The sequence below is a fragment of the Aestuariimicrobium soli genome (assembly GCF_051192575.1).
GTDB classification, from domain to species: domain Bacteria; phylum Actinomycetota; class Actinomycetes; order Propionibacteriales; family Propionibacteriaceae; genus Aestuariimicrobium; species Aestuariimicrobium soli.
The window spans coordinates 383,951-400,875 of sequence record NZ_JBPJSQ010000003.1; the positions used below are offsets into that span (position 1 = coordinate 383,951).

Below are 16,925 nucleotides of genomic sequence, written 5' to 3' on the forward strand. Positions count from 1 at the left end.
GCAGGCATGCTCCCGCTGAAGTCGCTGGCCCTGTTCGTCGTCGCGGCGCTGTGCGAGATCGGTGGGGCGTGGCTGGTCTGGCAGGGGGTTCGCGAGCATCGGGGCTGGCTGTGGGCCGGGGCCGGGGTGATCGCGCTGGGGCTCTACGGATTCGTGGCCACGCTGCAGCCCGATGCCCACTTCGGACGAATCCTGGCTGCCTACGGCGGGGTCTTCGTGGCCGGCTCACTACTGTGGGCGATGGTGGTCGACGGGTTCCGGCCCGATCGGTGGGACGTGATCGGGGCCCTGGTGTGCCTGGTGGGCGTGGCGGTGATCATGTACGCGCCGCGGGCGGCCTGAGCGGGCCCTTCGACACGGCCGCTCGTTCCTCGCGGCCTACTCAGGGAGCGAGGGGCGTCCGTGCAGTGAGTAGCGGAGGGACGAGCGTGTCGAAGTGCGGTCACCGGGGCAGCTGTGGCGCCTGCGGCGCCTTGCCAGCAGCCCGCTACGCGGGGCTGCCCCCTACTCCCTGCCACGCCGCGCCTTCGGCGCCCGCCAGAGCCGGCCCGTACGTCCCACGCATGGACACCCCCCCACCAGCTGGTGGCGGACCCCAGCGTCGAGGAGCTCCATGACGGCACGGACCCACTCGACTACCCCTGCGACGAACGCGGCGCCCCACCACACCAGGCAGTCCACCACGGGGTCACGTGCCCCCTCATCGGGCTACACGAAGGGCCTTGGCCAGATGGCCAAGGCCCTTCGCTTCGTCAGACGTGAGGCACGGCTCACCCAGCCTCATGAGCCCGGCTGTAGGCCCATGCCGTCAGCGATCCAAGCGCACGTATGGAACGATCACCGGGCCCCTCGTCCAGTCCATCACTTGGGCTTGAGATGCCGGACCAGAGATGATGTCGAGAGCATTGGAGTCGCTGACGTCAGTGTCCTTTGACGGGATCGAGTCATCGAACTCGCCAGCGCCTCCAGCTGGGCGGTAAGGGCCGACGAACCAGGGACAGCCCTCACCAGCAGCGCACGCCGCGCTGTAGACGGGGCGCACATTACCGACGCCCTCTCCACCCTCGGCGTCGGTGAACATGGACACCTGCATTTCAAGATCCGACAGGTTAACCCCCTTCAACGCCTTGGCCGGAATCGACGCCACGATCGTTCCGCGAGGGTCAACCAGCAGGGTGGTGCTGCCCACCTTGGTGAGTGCAGCATCGTAAACGCCGCTGCCGAACTGGGCATCGTCATAGCGTCCGTCGGCGACGATGACGTGGCTCCAGGCTCCGGCTGCGGAGGTGTTGGTGCCCGGCAGCATGGGCGTCGTGACCGTCGACTGGCCGTCCCGCAGGTAGATGTTCAGCCGCTGGGTGCTCATCCCGTTGCCGCCCCATGGGTTGCGGATTGGGCCAGCGGTGTTCGTCACGAAGCGGATCGTCTTGCCGTCGGAGTAGACCTTGAGGCCAGTGAGGTCAAGGCTGCCCGGATTGAAGGCCGAGTCCGTGGGATAGGTGTAGCTGCCGGGCCCGTTGTCGTCACCTACAGGATCGGTCAGCGAGCCAACGAGAGTGCCGTAGGCCACCACGGTGCGTCGGTCGACGCTCATCACCCCCGTCGGGCCGGTCGCGGTCACCACCAGATGGTTGGTGACCTCGGGCAGCTTCACTTTGACGCTGAACGATCCCTTGGTCACGGGTGCCTTCTTGGTGATCCCGTTGACCCTGATCTGGACGCTGCTGGTGTCGGTGGTGCCGGTGACGGTGACGGTGCGGGAGCTGGCGACGGTCCCGTCCGCGGGCGAGGTCACCGATAGCTTCGGGGGCGTGCCGGTCGGCTGGCCGTCGGCGGTGGCGTTCCAGGAGTCCCAGGTGTCGGCGTCGAAGTTGAGACGCCCCAGTTCGTCGCTGGCCCAGTTGTTGCCGCTCTTGAGGATGTCCTCCCCGCCGACGGTGTAGTTGTGCAGAAGCAAGCCGTGGCCTTCGGTGGGCTCGTTGCCGATCTCGACCCGTTGGCCGGCACCATCGGAGTAGCGCTTCAGGAGGCTCTGCTGCGACGACAGGTCCAGCCCGTTCCACGAGTCGATGGCAAGCCCGTCGATCGTCACGTCGCGATGGTTCGACAGCGCGAAGACTCTGATCGCGCAGTTGACGGCGCCCTCGACTCGGGTTCCGGTGAATGTGAGGTTTGAGACGGTGGAGGAGACGTCAGCCCGATCCGTGGCCCCCATGTCCTCGTAGTGCGACGATGAGTTGAACACGCAGGTGTTGTACTTCTGGTCCTTCCAGTACATCCGGTTGTGAATGACATCGGTGTCTGTGACCGTGACGTTGTCGATGGTGCGCGGCACCCAGCCCCACTGGAAGACAGGTCCGTTCTCGTTCTTCCAGATCACGGTGTTCCTGACGTCGACATCACTGTGGTAGAGCTTCAGTACGTCGTCATTGGCGTGGAAGAAGGTGTTCGCCATGCTGCTGTGGTCGTAGAGTTCGATGCCGTCCGTCTGCCAGTACCAGCTTCCGACCTGCTTGTAGCCCTGAACGTCCATTCGGAAGTTCTCGACGCCCACCTCCACGCCCGCCGAATGCGCATAGGTGACGAATGAGTGGTACGGGGGCGAGGCGACAGTGATTCCTTGGAGCAGCAGCGACTGCCCGGTGTTGGTCGACTCGAACTGCAGCATCTTCACACAGGTGGAGTGACACTGGTCGGCGACGCTGTGTTGGTAACCGTTGGCCGTGTCGGCCTCGTAGACGTACTGCTCACCGGACAGGACACCCAGACCAGTCACCTTGTACTGGGCCACCGGGGCGGCGCTGGTGTCCGGGAACCGGAACGCCCCCTTCACGTACGCGCCCGGAGCCAGGTAGACCCAGCGCACATTGGCGGGGAGCACGGTGTGGTGGTCGCTCCCCATCCAGTAGGTGCCTGGGCCGAAGTAGAGGATCTCCTCGGCCATGGTCTCCAGCCCACTCAGATGACCGGGTTCCGGACGTCGGATGGTGCCGTCGGCTGCCGTCGGGACGCGCTCTGCGGCTTGGGTTGCTGTCGGAGAGGGGTTGGCGAAGACCATCATCGAGTTGCGGGGCTCCGTGTGGACGAAGCGGTTGCCAGCCGCCACCGTGGTCTGCTGGCCACTGGCACCGGACAGGTCGTTGTAGACCGACACCTGCTCAGGGTCGAATTCGACCGAGAAGCGGTAGCCGTCAGGACTGAATGGCACGAAGACGCGGATGGTCGAACTGTTCACCAGTTGGGTCTTCAGCCCGAGGTTGGTTGGCCTGACGGTGACCTGACTCGCCGAGCGAATCGGCTGCGAGGTCAAGAGGGTGACGTCGACCCACACGTCGGTGGAGTACTCGAAGCTCGACCAGCTCATGGTCCACCCGTTGGCAGCGGTGAACTCGGCGCCATCCTCCTCGGTGTAGCCTCGCTTGCCCTCCCCTGATCTCGGGACGCTCATGTAGACGAAGGAGTCGTGCTGGTCAGCCGGCGCGGAGATCGGCGTGACTGCGGCTGTGTAGAACGGCGAACGCCGCACCTGGCCATCGCCGATCGGGCCTGTGGTGGCGACTGCGTTGGGGTGGGCCCAAGTGGTCACTGCTGGTGCGGACACGTCGGCCAGTGCTGGCGATGGACCCAGCGCAACGAGGACTGACAGCACGAGAACAAGCGCGCTGCCGAGCACAAGGGCGGGTGATGAGGTGCGCGACATGGTGGTCCCTTCTGAACAACAGTGGTCTGAGGGCGGTGGCTGCGCCTCGGACAGCGTGGCGCGCCCTTAGTTTCGTTTCAAAACTCCCAGGGTGTCAAGGGGTCGCCGCAGAGCCGTCCCGCTGGACGCTTGACTGCCGCGACGAAAGTGATCTCGCATGCCACGGCCGCGGCGGCCTTCCTCGTCCGCCGGCCCGATGCCACGATGGATGCCATGACGCTGTCATCCACGAGCGTGCGACCATCTCCTTGGCAGCAGCGCACCGACACCGAGCAGGCCATCGCCCTCGAGGTTCTGCTGCACGGGCCCTTGGCTCGTAGCGATCTCGCTCGGCGGCTGCGCCTCTCACCCGCCTCATTGACGAGATTGTCGGGCCCTCTCATTTCGGCTGGCCTGCTCGAGGAGACCGACGACAACGGGGTCGGACCATCCGGACGGCCGACCCGACCCCTGCGTGTCGTCGCCGACGCGGGCAGGTTCATCGGGGTGCGGCTGACCCCGACCGAAGCCCACGGCGTACTGATCGACTTCCATGCGCGCGTGCTGGGGTCGTCCCGGGCCCGCCTGCTGGACCGGAACCCCGACGGGGTGCTCGAGGCACTTGCCCAGGTGGTGCAGTCGCTGGACACCCGTGGGCACGCCCAGGCGATCGGGGTGAGTATCGGTGGACTCGTCGTCGACCATGCGAGCGTGGTTTCGAGCCCATTCTTCCCCTGGACCGAGCCAGTTGACCTGGCGGCTCGCCTTGCCGACAAGGTTGGCGTGTCGACGGTGGTGGACAACGACGTCATGGCCCTCACCCGCGCCCAGTCGTGGTTCGGGTATGGCCGCGGACGCGACCGATTCGCTGTGTTGACGCTGGGCGTGGGTGTTGGTCTGGGCGTGGTGGCCCACGGTGACCTGATCGAGAGTCCTGACGCGGGGTTGGGACTGATCGGACATGTGCCCCTCGATCCCACAGGACCGCTGTGTCCACACGGGCATCGCGGCTGCGCCGACGCAATGCTCACCGATCAGGCGATAGCGGCAGCTGCCAGCGTGGCCCTGCGCCGCCCGGTGGCGTACTCAGAGGTAGTGGACCTCGCCTCCGCGGGTGACGCCGTGGCCGCTCGGCTGATCGAGCCATCCGGTCGTGCCCTGGGGCGTCTGCTCGCCACCGTCGCCAACCTGACCATGGCCGACCGGATCGTCGTGACGGGTGAAGGAGCTGGACTCGCCCACGCAGCCGCCGCAAGTGTTCAAGCCCAGTTGGCCGCCGATCGACACCCGGCAGCGCAACCTGTCGACGTGGTCACTCCCATTCTCGGGTCTGACGAGTGGGCCCGAGGACCAGCCGTGCTCGCCATGCAGTCAGTGGTGCACCCACGAGTCAGAGCAGCGTCGACCAGTAGCACCAGGGGCGCAACGCGACCGCGGTGACCAGCACAAGCCACCCCGCGACCAGCCGAATGGCGGGTTGGAGTGGATCATGAACGGTAGGAGTTGATCATGAATCAGGCCGCGCTGGACGACTCGTCCCCGGACTTCTGGGCCCAGCTGTTCGGATCCATCGACGCCCACCTGCGCTGGGTGTCCTCCCTCGACCCGCGTGGTCCCGAGGCCGCGGCCAGCGGTCTCGAGACGTTCGGTTGGGCGACGGCCGCACCCTCGTCCGCCTGGGCGCTGCACTATGCCTACGAGGCCTTCGGGGCCGCCTCGAAGCGCGCCGAGTGGCAGTTCACCTCGAACGAGAACGTGCAGCGGCTGAAGGAGTCGACCAATCTCGGGCTGGCCCACGTGCGCGGACTCGAGCCCTCCGCGGAGCTCGACGAGTCGCTGCGTGCCTGGCAGCAGTCCGCCGGCATCGAACCGAAGCACTACCCCGGCGAGGCGCCCCGCCGTCACCGCTGAGCCTCAGATGGCCGCGTCGCCCTAGCGATCCGCCCGCAGGATGGTCGAGAACAGGGCCTCGTCCTCGTCCACCTCGACCAACAGCGCTGCCCCGTCGAGCCCGCTGCCGAGCGGGGTGACGAACTGCGCCGACCCGAACTGCGCCCGCACGTGCTCCTCGAACGACGCCTGCACCAGGTCCGACCCGAAGACGTTGCCGAGCACGGCGACGGGCGGGTCATCCGCCGTGATGCCCACCGCGCGCAGACCCGAGGTGGCCGAGTGGGCCAGCTCCGCCCCGGCGGCCCGCACGATCCGGGCGGCCACCTCGTCGCCGGCAGCGGCGTGCTCGGCCACGAGCTTGGCGTACGACGCCACCCGCCGCACCCGCTCGGGATCGGCCTGGATCTCCAGGTACAGCTCGGGCAGCGACGGGAAGTCGCGCACCACGGGTTCGGTGAGCGAGGTGGCTGGTCCGCGCCGGTCGAAGGCACGCATCACGGCGTCGAGGCCGGCTCGTCCGATCCAGAACCCCGAGCCGGCGTCGCCGACCAGGTACCCCCAGCCGTCGACCCGCAGCACCTCGGACGGCCCGACCGCCAGGGTCACCACCCCGGTGCCGGCGGCGGTCACCACGCCCTGGTGATGCCCCAGCGCGCCGAGGTAGCTCGTCACCGAGTCGTGGGCGAGCACCACCTGACGCACCCTCAGGGGCGCCACCTGGTCGAGGAACTGGGCGGCGGTCTCGTCCGCCCCGAGGCCGGTCGACCCCACCCCGACCACGTCGATCGGACGACCGAACCGCTGCGCCGCCTCCCGTACCGCGGCGGCGAGCTGCGGCACGACGGCGCGGTCGGTGAGCATGCCGCGGTGGTCGCTCAGCTGCACCTCGGCGCCGTCGACGCGGATCGAGGCGCGCATGCCGGACTGGCCGGCGTCCAGGGCCAACAGGGTCGTCATCGTGGGGCTCCCGTGATCGGTGGGTTGTCGTTGACGAGGTCGTTCAGGCTTGCCAGCGCCCGTTCGACGCCGGCGAGGTCGATGCTGCCCGAGACGGCGAAGGTGTGCGACTCGCCCGGTCGCAGGGTCACCATGCCGCCGTCGACGGCGAGATCGGGGTCGGCCTTGTCAACCAGCAGCGTCAGGTCGCGCACCAGCGTCTCGGCGGTCACCGTCACCAGGGTCGCCCGGGACTCCTCGGCCAGCGTCACCCGCACCCGGGCCGGGCCGAGTCGCGAGTCGCGGGGTGGCACGAAGAACCACCACCCTCGCGTCTCGTCACCGGAAGGGCCCCCCGGCAGGGTCGCCGCCAGGTACTCCCCGGCCTCGTCCGACGTCGTTGACAGCTCGCCCAGGTCGACGGAGCCTGCGCCCCTCGCGCCGACCTCCAGGGGGAGCGCACGCTCGTCCAGCACCTCACCGGAGGTGATCGAACAGCGGCGCACGACCACCTCGCCCGCGAACGGCTCGTCGGTGTCGTTGACCAGCGTCGCCCGTAGGCCCGAAGCGTCCGGCTGGATCGTCAGCAGCCGCGGCGCGTTGGCGTGCCGCATGGCGTGCAGCAGCGGCTTCACGTGCCCCAGGCCGTCGACGGCGGCCCACGAGATCACCGGCCAGCAGTCGTTGAGCTGCCACACGATGTTGCCGGTGCACACCGGATACAGCGAGCGGAACCACTCGATGGCAAGGCGAATCGCGTCCGCCTGCTGCCACTGCAGCGCCCAGTGCCAGGTCGCCAGATCGGTCGGCAGGGGAGCGTTCGGCAGCAGCCCGCGGGTCAGGTTGTTGTTCCCCGACGAGGCCTTCTGGTGCACGAAGGTGCCCGGCGAGGTCGGGGTGATGGCGTCGTCCCCGAAGGTCTGCAGCGTCGTCCACGCCGGCGGCGCCTGCCAGCCGTACTCGGCCACGAACCGCGGCCGGAAGCTGCGGTAGGCCGTCGCCGGCAGCCGGTTCCAGGTCGCCCACGAATGCATCGAGCCGCGCGTGGGTTCGTTGGGCGAGTAGGTCAGATCGGACGAGATCCCCTCCCCGAGCGGGGTCCAGGGCGAGCCGGGCAGGTAGGCCTGGGTCGGCGCCAGCTCGGCCACGATCGCGGGGAACTCGGTGTAGTAGTAGCGCTCGCCCCAGGTGTGGCCGTCGAGGGTCTTCTGCCAGCCCCAGTCCTGGAACCCCTCGAGGTTCTCGTTGTTGCCGTTCCACAGCACGAGGCTGGCGCGGTGTCCGAGCCGGGACACGTTGTCGCGGGCCTCGGCGATGATCGTCGAGAACAGCGGCTCCTCCTCGGCGTAGGCGGCGCAGGCGAAGGTGAAGTCCTGCCAGACCAGCAGGCCGAGCTCGTCGGCCAGGTCGTAGAAGTCCTCGGACTCGTACAGCCCGCCGCCCCAGATGCGCACCAGGTTGAGGTTCGCCCCGAGCACGTGCCCGAACTGGGTCTCGAGCCGCTCGCGGGTCACCCGGTGGGGGAAGGGGTCGTCCGGAATCCAGTTGACCCCGCGCACCTCGACGAGCCGCCCGTTGACGTGCAGCGACATGCCGATGCCGTGCTCGTCGGGGGTGACCGGCCACTCCACCGTGCGGAAACCGAGCCGCCGCTCCACCCGGTCGAGCTCACGACCGCCGGCCGCCAGCACCACGACGCAGTCGTGCAGCACCGGATCGCCGTGCCCGACCGGCCACCAGCGTTCCGCCCGCTCGAGATCGACGGTGAGCTCGGTCGTGGTCTGGCCGGCCGGAATCGTGGCCGTCTGACTCGTACCGGCGACGGTCACCTCGACGGTGAGCTCGTCCGGTCGGGCCCGCTCGACCTCGACGCGCACCGTCACCCGGCCGCCCTCGCCGACCGGCCGCGCGTCGGTCTGCACCCGGCCGAGACGGGCGGTCGTCCAGCCCTCGAGGCGCACGTCGCGCCAGATGCCGGACGAAGCGGTGGCGATGCCCCAGTCCCAGCCGAACGAGCAGGCCATCTTGCGGATGGCGTTGTAGGGGTGGGGGTAGTCGTGGTGGCGCGGGCGCAGCTGCTGGGCCATGGCGTTCGTGGCGTCGACGGGGGACGAGAACGCCACCCGCAGGCGGTCGGTGTCGCGGCCGGTGACGTCGAAGCGGTGGCGGCGGTGCATGTTGTCGGTGCGCCCGAGCAGGGTCTCGTCGGAATCGTCGGAGATCGTGACCGCCGCGATGGTGTCGAGCCCGTCGAACACCAGGTCGACCCGGTCGAACGCCAAGCCCTCGGCGGGGGAGAGGCCGGGAAGGGTGGTGCTGTAGGCCCAGTCGCTCTGGCCGATCCAGAACTGGCCGAGCTCGTTCTGCCCCCAGAACGGGTCGCGGATGAGGTCGGCGGCCAGCAGGTCGGTGTGCACGCTGCCGGGCACCGTCGCGGGGATCTCGGGCGGCAGGTCGATCGGACCCATCGGACCCGGGGCCAGTCGGGTGGGGTGCAGGGTCCACGGTTGGGCGGACAGGGACTGCTTCTTCATCGAAGGCTCCCTCGGGGATGGTCAGGACGAACGTTCAGGAGTGAGCCTATCGACGTTCGCGGGCGTGCAGAACCGGTTCTTTCTCCGAGTGCTCGGAGCGGGTCACGAGGGGGTGAGCACTCGTCCCGGGCGGGCCCCGGTGTGGCGCCCCTCGTCCACCACCCGTTCGCCGTTGACCCACACCCCGACGATGCCCGCCGGGAACACCTGCGGGTCGGTGTAGCTGGCCTGGTCGGCCAGGGTCTGGGGGTCGAAGGCGACCAGGTCCGCGGGCAGCCCGACGGCGATGCGACCGCGATCGGCCAGCCCCACCCGTTCGGCGGGCGCCGACGTGCACCGCCGGATCGCCTCGGCCAGCTCGAGGCCGACACCCTCGCGGAACCCCGTCGCCAAGAACTGCGGGAAACACCCGTAGCTGCGTGGATGGGGCTGCTGACGACCCGTCGGGCCGTCCGGGTCTATCGCCTGCCCGTCGGAGGCGACGATGCACGCCGGGTGCGCGAAGGTGCGTCGCAACACCTCGGACGACCGCCCGAACGCCGTCATCAGGATCTCGGTGCCGTGCTGTGCGAGCAGCTCGAGCGCGGCGTCGACCGGCTCCAGGCCGCGGTCGGTGGCGATCCAGTCGATGGTCCGGCCGACGACGGCCGGGTCAGGGGCCGAGGCGATCAGCACCTCGTCCCACCCGAACGCCATGCCGGGGGGCGCCAGGATCTCGGCGCGCACCCGGGCCCTGGTGTCGGGGCGCAGCAGGGTCGTGCGCACGCCCTCGTCACCGCCCGACTGCGCCCAGCTCGGCAACAGCTGGGTGAGCATCGAGTTGCCGGCGAGGTAGGGGTACATGTCGAAGGCGAGGTCAAGCCCCTCGGCGCGGGCGTCGTCGAGCAGGGCCAGCACGCGGTCGAAGGTCGCCCAGTTGCGCTGGCCCACCACCTGCAGGTGACTGATCTGCAGGCGGCAGCCGGTGGTGCGGGCGACCCGCACGGCCTGCTCGACGCTGGGCAGCAGCTCGTCGATGTAGTCGCGCACGTGCCACGCGAAGACCACGTCGCGCTCGGCGGCCACCCGGCCGAGGGCGACCAGTTCGTCCTCGAGCGCGAAGCACAGGGGGGCGTAGATGAGCCCGGTCGAGATGCCGACGGCGCCGTCGTCGATGGCCTGGTGGGCGAGGGCGACCATGCCCGCGATCTGTTCGGCATCGGCCGGCTGGTCGGCGAGGCCTGCGGTGGCGGCGTGCAGGGGAATGTGCGCGACCAGGGTGGCCACGTTGATCGACACCCGGGCGCGCTCCCAGGCCGCCAGCTGGTCGGCCAGGCGAGCCCAGTCGGTGGCGACGTCCGCGTCGTGGTCGAGGTAGGAGTTGACGCCGCGCAGCTCGGCGGCCGTGGTGGGGCCACCGGCGACCTGCGGGGTCATGCCCAGCCCGCAGTTGCCCACCACCTGGGTGGTCGTGCCCTGGTGCACCGCCGACGGTGCGGTCGGGCTCGAGAGCAGCGTGAGGTCGGAATGGGTGTGCAGGTCGACGAAGCCGGGGGAGAGCACCAGCCCGGAGAGGTCGAGGCGGGGCCACTCGTCGGTGGCGGTCTCGGTGGCGACCACGAGGCCGTCGGCGACGGCGACGTCGCGCACCTCGAGGGGGGAGCCGAGCCCGTCCGCGACCTGGGCGCCGGTGAGCACGAAGCGGGAGGGATTCTCAGGGGTCACCCGCCCAGCCAATCACGTCTGCGGCAGGCATCGCGTGCGAAATCTGCACCTGAACCGGGGTTCGTTCCCCAACCGGGCCGTCAGGTGCCATTCGGGTGCGCGATTCGCACGCCGCCGTCGCTGTGATTGGCTGGTCGGGTGACCACTGCGAACCTCACCCGCACCGAAGCCCGCGCCCGATCGGCGGCGCTCACCCTCGACAGCTACGACGTCACCCTTGACGTGACCGCGGCCCCCGACGCCGGTACTGCGACGTTCCCGAGCACGACGACGGTCGTGTTCACCTCGTCGGAGCCCGAGACCTTCCTCGACTTCCTCGACGGCGAGGTCGACGCGGTGACGGTGAACGGCTCGCAGGTCGAGCCCGAACACGACGGCGCCCGGGTGTGGCTGCGCCACCTGTCGACCACCGGCACCAACACCGTCACCGTCGTCGGACGAGGCCGCTACTCGACCTCGGGTCAGGGGCTCCACCGCTTCACCGACCCCGCCGACGGCAACACCTACCTCTACACGCAGTACGAGCCGTCGGACTCCCGTCGCGTGTACGCGCAGTTCGACCAGCCCGACCTGAAGGCCCACCACACCTTCCACGTGGCCGCCCCCGAGGGCTGGTTGGTCTGGTCGAACCAGCCCGAGGTCGGCGCCGAGCCGGGCCCCGTGGCCGGCACGACCTGGCACCACTTCGCCCCCACCCCGCCGCTGTCGACCTACATCAGCGCCGTCATGGCCGGGCCGTACCACCAGGTGCGCGACCAGTGGACCTCGTCCGACGGTTCGCTGACGGTCGACCTGGGGCTGGCCTGCCGCCCCGACCGAGCCGCCCATCTTGATGCCGAGGTGCTGTTCGACCTGACCAAGCGCGGTCTCGACTACTTCAACGAGGCCTTCGGTTTTGCCTACCCGTGGGGCAAGTACGACCAGATCTTCGTGCCCGAGTACAACCTTGGCGCCATGGAGAACCCCGGGTGCGTCACCTTCACCGAGCAGTACCTGTTCCGCGAGGCCGCCACCCGCTCGCAGTACGCCGGCCGCTGCAACACCCTGCTGCACGAGATGAGCCACATGTGGTTCGGCGACCTGGTCACCCCGCGCTGGTGGGACGACCTGTGGCTCAAGGAGTCCTTCGCCGAGTTCATGGGCACCCATGCGAGCATCGAGATCGGCGCCTTCGCCGAGGCCTGGGTGGGCTTCGCGGGGCGCCGCAAGACCTGGGCCCACACCCAGGACCAGTTGCCGACCACCCACCCGATCGTCGCCGACATTCCTGACGTCGAGGCCGCCAAGCAGAACTTCGACGGCATCACCTACGCCAAGGGCGCCTCGGTGCTCAAGCAGTTGGTGCACTACGTGGGCCTCGACCCGTTCTTCGCGGGGGCACGCCAGTACTTCGCACGGCACGCCTGGGGGTCGACCACGCTCGCCGACCTGCTGGCCGAGCTCGAGTCGGCCTCGGGTCGCGACCTGAAGGCATGGACGAGTGCCTGGCTCGAGACCGCCGGCCCGGATGTGCTGGCGGCCCGCCTCGAGCTCGCCGACGACGGCACCGTGGCGCGTCTGGTGGTCGACCAGACCTCCCTCGATGCGCTGACCGGGCACCCGGTCGATCGTCCGCACGTGGTCGGGGTGGGCCTGTACGACCTGGTCGATGACGCGGCGACGGGCGCGAGCCTGCTTCGCCGCGGCGAGGTGATCAGCGTCGAGCTGGCCGGTGCCGGGGTCGAGGTGCCGGGGGTGGCGGGCCAGCCCGCGCCGGCCCTGGTGCTGGTCAACGACGGCGACTGGACCTACGCCAAGGTCAGCCTCGACGAGCGCTCCGCGGCGACCGCGGTCGACCACGTGGGCCGCCTCGCCGACCCGCTCGCCCGGGCCCTGGTCTGGTCACAGCTGTGGTCGATGACCCGCGACGGCGAGCTCGCGGTGCGCGACTACGTGCGGGCCGTGCTCACCCAGGCAGCCGACGAGGACGACGCCGCCACCCTCGGGGCCCTGCTCACGCAGGCGCAGCAGGCGATCGAGTCGTTCGAGGCCCCCGCCCGGGTGATCGAGTCCCGCCGGGCGTGGGCCGTGGGGCTGCGCGACCTGCTCCTGCGCCCCGATGTCTCGGACGACCAGCGGCTGCTGGTGGCGCGGGCGTTCGCGGTGGCCGCGGCGGCGGTGCCGGAGGCTGATCTGCCCGACGCTCACCTGCCCGACGCTCACCTGCCCGACCACAACGTACGAGACTGGATGACGGGGCTGCTGGCCGACGACCAGACTCTGGTGCCCGCGCTGGAGGTCGGACAGGACCTGCGCTGGTCGCTGGTGCGTGCCCTGGCCGCCACCGGCACCGAGGGCGAGGCGCTGGTCGAGGCGGAGCTCGTCCGCGATGACTCCATGGACGGCCGCACTCACCGGCGGGAGGCGCTGGCCGCGTCGTCCGGGGTCGACGCCGGCGCGCTGGTCGCCGAGGTGCTGACCCCGCGTCAGCTCAGCAACGACCACGTCGATGCGGTGCTCGCGGGCCTGCGTTCGCCCCTGCGGGAACGGGCGACCGATGAGGCGGTGGGTGACTACTTCGGACGACTCACCCAGGTCTGGTCGGAGCACTCGATCGAGATCGCGCAACGGCTGGTGCGGGGGCTGTTCCCGACGACCGATCCCGAGGCCGCAGCGGCGGCGGGTCGGGCGTGGCTCAAGGCCAACCCCGAGGCCCCCGGCGGTCTGCGCCGACTGGTGGTCGAGGCGGTCGATGTCGCGGAGCGGAAGGTGCGGGTGCGGGCGGCCAACGCCTGACCGACGCAGCTACACACTTCTACACGCCGGTTCGGATGACCCGCCCCTGGCGGGGGTGGCCGCAGCCCGCGTGTGGAAGTTGTCAGCCCTCTTGACGACGTACAACCATTCGGTTGTATATTGGAGCCATGGACGAGACCAGTGAGGACAGGGCCGATGCCCTGTTCGGTGCCCTCGCCGACCGCACCCGGCGCGACATCCTGCGCCGCGTGCTGGCGGGGGAGCACTCGGTCTCGTCCCTGGCGGCGCACTATGAGATGTCGTTCGCTGCCGTGCAGAAGCACGTCGCCGTGCTCGAGCGGGCGGGGCTGCTGACGAAACGTCACAGCGGCCGCGAACAGCTCGCCAGCGGCGACGTGGAGGCCGTCCGTTCGGTCGGCTCGATGCTCGCCGAGTTCGAGCAGGTCTGGCGCGGTCGCATCGACCGCATCGACGCACTACTGAGAGAGAACTGACATGCCCGTCACCGATTTCGCCACCGATCCCGAGACCCGCACCATCACCATCACCGCCGAGTTCGCCGCCCCCGTGGAGCGCGTCTGGCAGCTCTACGCCGACCCCCGTCAGCTCGAGCAGGTCTTCGGCCCGCCCACCTACCCGGCCACCTTCGTCCAGCACGAGCTGGTCGTCGGGTCGCAGACGCACTACTACATGACCTCGCCCGAGGGGGAGAAGTACCCGGGCCTGTGGACGATCACCGCCGTCGACGAGCCGCGCTCGTTCTCGTTCGAGGACTCCTTCGCCGACGAGTCGTTCGTGGCCAACACCGACCTGCCGACGTCGACCAACACCTACGCCTTCGAACCCAGCGACGCCGGCACCCGGGCGGTGTTCACCTCGACCTTCGCCAGCGCCGAGGCCCTGCAGCAGGTGATCGACATGGGCGTCGAGGAGGGCTCGATCGGCGCCATCAATCAGATCGACGCCTTCCTGGCGGCCGCCTGACCACCCACTCGGCGACGGTCGGCCACGGGGGCGATCTCGGCTAGATTGACCCCGTGGCCGACACCGTTGAGCATGCAAGCCAGACCCCCGATGCCGAGCAGCCCTGGGCCGAGCTGGGCCTGAAGTCCGACGAGTACGCCCGCATCCGCGAGATTCTCGGACGACGGCCGACCGGTGCCGAGTTGGCCATGTACTCGGTCATGTGGTCGGAGCACTGCTCCTACAAGTCCTCGAAGGTGCACCTGAAGCGCTTCGGGGTGCTCGACCAGACCACCCCGCGTGGCCCGCTGCTGGCCGGCATCGGCGAGAACGCCGGCGTCGTCGACATCGGCCAGGGGTATGCGGTCACGTTCAAGGCCGAGTCGCACAACCACCCCAGCTACGTCGAACCCCATCAGGGTGCTGCCACTGGCGTCGGCGGCATCGTCCGCGACATCCTGGCGATGGGCGCGCGTCCGATCGGCGTGATGGACCCGCTGCGCTTCGGCCCGCTCGACGCCCCCGACACCCAGCGCGTGCTGCCGGGGGTCGTCTCGGGCATCTCGAGCTACGGCAACTGCCTGGGCCTGCCCAACATCGGCGGCGAGGTCGTCTTCGACGCCACCTATGCGGGCAATCCGCTGGTCAACGCCCTGTGCGTCGGGCTGCTGAGGCACGAAGACCTGCACACCGCCCACGCCTCGGGCATCGGCAACCAGGTGATTCTGTACGGCGCGGCCACCGGCGGCGACGGCATCGGCGGCGCGTCGATCCTGGCCAGTGAGACCTTCGCCGACGCCGACGGCAAGCCCGCCAAGCGACCCGCGGTGCAGGTCGGCGACCCGTTCATGGAGAAGCTGCTGATCGAGTGCACCCTCGAACTGTTCGCCGAGGGGCTCGTCACCGGCATCCAGGACTTCGGCGCCGCCGGCATCTCGTGCGCGACCAGTGAGCTGGCCAGCGCCGGCGACGGCGGCATGCACGTCGACCTCGACAAGGTGGCGCTGCGCGATCACACGCTGGCGCCCGAAGAGATCCTGATGTCGGAGTCGCAGGAGCGCATGATGGCGGTCGTCGAGCCCGCCAAGGTCGAGCGCTTCCTCGAGATCTGCGCCAAGTGGGACGTGCTGGCCACCGTGGTCGGCGAGGTGATCGAGGGCGATCGGCTGATCATCGACTGGCACGGCGAGACCATCGTCGATGTCGACCCCAAGACGGTCGCCCACGAGGGGCCGGTGTACGAGCGGCCCCTGGCTCGTCCGACCTGGTTGGACGAGGTGCAGGCCGACGCCGCCGAGGTGCTGCCCCGGGCCGGCTCGGGCGACGAGCTGCGCGCCCAACTGCTGGCGCTGGTGGCCTCGCCCAACCTGTGCGACAAGTCGTGGGTGACCGACCAGTACGACCGTTACGTGCGCGGCAACACCGTGCTGGCGCAGCCCGCCGACTCGGGCATGCTGCGCATCGACGAGCAGACCGGCCTCGGCATCGCGCTGTCGACCGATGCCAATGGACGATTCGCCTATCTCGACCCCTACCAGGGTGCGCAGCTGGCGCTGGCGGAGAGCTACCGCAACGTGGCCACCTCGGGTGCCGAGCCGGTGGCGATCACCGACTGCCTGAACTTCGGTTCGCCGGAGGATCCGGCCGTGATGTGGACCTTCGTCGAGGCCATCAAGGGGCTGGTCGACGGCTGCCGTGCCCTGGGCACCCCGGTGACCGGAGGCAATGTCAGCTTCTACAACCAGACCGGCGACGTGGCGATTCTGCCGACGCCGACCGTCGGCATGCTCGGCGTGATCGACGATGTCGCCAGGCGCAACCCCACCGCCTTCGCCCACCCGGGCGACGCCGTGGTGCTGCTGGGCGAGACCCGCGCGGAACTGTCGGGCTCGGTGTGGGCCGACGTGGTGCATGACGGCCACCTGGGCGGGCGTCCGCCGGCGGTCGACTTCGCCGCCGAGCAGGCCCTGGGACGAGTGCTGATCGCCGCGGGCCAGCAGGGGCTGCTGACCTCGGCCCATGACCTCGCCGACGGCGGGCTGTCGCAGGCCCTGGTCGAGTCGGTGCTGGGCTCCGCGGACGAGACCCTCGGGGTGGCGGTGACGCTGCCCGCGGGTGACCCGACGGTGCAGTTGTTCAGCGAGTCCGCTGCGCGGGCGCTGGTCTCGCTGCCCGGCTCGTCGCTGGGTCGCCTGGAGGAGCTGTGCGCCGAGCACGGGGTCGTCTGGGAGCGGATCGGCGAGGTCACCGGCGAGGGTTCTCTCGAGGTGATCGGGCAGTTCTCGGTGGCGACCGCCGAGGTGCGGGCCGCCTGGCAGGCTCCGATCCCCGCCGCCATGAACGCCTGAGCGGGAGCGTTTACGGCGCACTACAGGCGCCCGCCCCGCGCTCGACCCTGCGCCCGACCCGCGCAAACCCGCAGGAAAACGTGCGGCTCCCAGGAAACTTCCTGAGAGCCGCACGTTTTCCTACGAGTGTGA

At 69.7% G+C, this 16,925-nt stretch carries 11 protein-coding genes; 7 read left to right on the forward strand and 4 right to left on the reverse strand.

Annotated features, from left to right (window positions below):
• The first annotated feature begins 6 nt into the window (after positions 1-6).
• The gene (locus ACSDQ9_RS05515) at positions 7-342 is read left to right on the forward strand and encodes a YnfA family protein (RefSeq protein ID WP_435144637.1); all 336 of its coding nucleotides are present in this window, start codon (positions 7-9) and stop codon (positions 340-342) included.
• A gap of 466 nt (positions 343-808) precedes the next feature.
• Here ACSDQ9_RS05515 and ACSDQ9_RS05520 read toward each other — a convergent pair whose 3' ends face one another.
• The gene (locus tag ACSDQ9_RS05520; protein ID WP_435144640.1) at positions 809-3,700 is read right to left on the reverse strand and encodes a glucodextranase DOMON-like domain-containing protein; all 2,892 of its coding nucleotides are present in this window, start codon (positions 3,698-3,700) and stop codon (positions 809-811) included.
• 147 nt (positions 3,701-3,847) lie between these two features.
• On the opposite strand from ACSDQ9_RS05520, the gene ACSDQ9_RS05525 reads away from it, so the two are divergent.
• The gene (locus tag ACSDQ9_RS05525; protein WP_435144643.1) at positions 3,848-5,119 is read left to right on the forward strand and encodes an ROK family protein; all 1,272 of its coding nucleotides are present in this window, start codon (positions 3,848-3,850) and stop codon (positions 5,117-5,119) included.
• A 69-nt stretch (positions 5,120-5,188) separates the two neighbouring features.
• A complete protein-coding gene (locus ACSDQ9_RS05530) occupies positions 5,189-5,590 on the forward strand; it encodes a hypothetical protein (protein ID WP_435144646.1) in 402 nt (133 codons plus the stop codon).
• 21 nt (positions 5,591-5,611) lie between these two features.
• Here the strand turns inward: ACSDQ9_RS05530 and ACSDQ9_RS05535 are convergent, their stop codons facing one another.
• The 3 genes from ACSDQ9_RS05535 to ACSDQ9_RS05545 all read right to left on the reverse strand — a co-directional run bounded on the left by ACSDQ9_RS05535 (position 5,612) and on the right by ACSDQ9_RS05545 (position 10,746).
• Positions 5,612-6,529: an N-acetylglucosamine kinase gene (locus ACSDQ9_RS05535; RefSeq protein ID WP_435144649.1), complete on the reverse strand. Its 918-nt coding sequence runs from the start codon at positions 6,527-6,529 to the stop codon at positions 5,612-5,614.
• Positions 6,526-9,042 carry a glycoside hydrolase family 2 protein gene (locus ACSDQ9_RS05540; protein ID WP_435144652.1) on the reverse strand — a complete coding sequence of 839 codons (2,517 nt, stop codon included), beginning with the start codon at positions 9,040-9,042 and terminating at the stop codon, positions 6,526-6,528. Before ACSDQ9_RS05540 ends, ACSDQ9_RS05535 begins: the two co-directional genes overlap by 4 nt.
• 102 nt (positions 9,043-9,144) lie before the next feature.
• Positions 9,145-10,746: an N-acyl-D-amino-acid deacylase family protein gene (locus ACSDQ9_RS05545; RefSeq protein ID WP_435144654.1), complete on the reverse strand. Its 1,602-nt coding sequence runs from the start codon at positions 10,744-10,746 to the stop codon at positions 9,145-9,147.
• Positions 10,747-10,884: 138 nt separating this feature from the next.
• Between ACSDQ9_RS05545 and pepN the strand changes: the two genes are divergently transcribed.
• The 4 genes from pepN to purL all read left to right on the forward strand — a co-directional run bounded on the left by pepN (position 10,885) and on the right by purL (position 16,793).
• Entirely contained in the window at positions 10,885-13,521 is a 2,637-nt protein-coding gene (gene pepN, locus ACSDQ9_RS05550) for an aminopeptidase N (protein ID WP_435144657.1), read from the forward strand.
• A 128-nt stretch (positions 13,522-13,649) separates the two neighbouring features.
• On the forward strand, positions 13,650-13,976 hold the full coding sequence (locus ACSDQ9_RS05555) for an ArsR/SmtB family transcription factor (RefSeq protein WP_435144661.1): 327 nt from the start codon (positions 13,650-13,652) through the stop codon (positions 13,974-13,976).
• Between the two features lies 1 nt (position 13,977).
• Entirely contained in the window at positions 13,978-14,466 is a 489-nt protein-coding gene (locus ACSDQ9_RS05560; RefSeq protein ID WP_435144664.1) for an SRPBCC family protein, read from the forward strand.
• A gap of 53 nt (positions 14,467-14,519) precedes the next feature.
• Positions 14,520-16,793, forward strand: coding sequence for a phosphoribosylformylglycinamidine synthase subunit PurL (gene purL / locus ACSDQ9_RS05565; protein WP_435144666.1), 2,274 nt, complete (start codon positions 14,520-14,522; stop codon positions 16,791-16,793).
• Positions 16,794-16,925 lie beyond the last annotated feature (132 nt).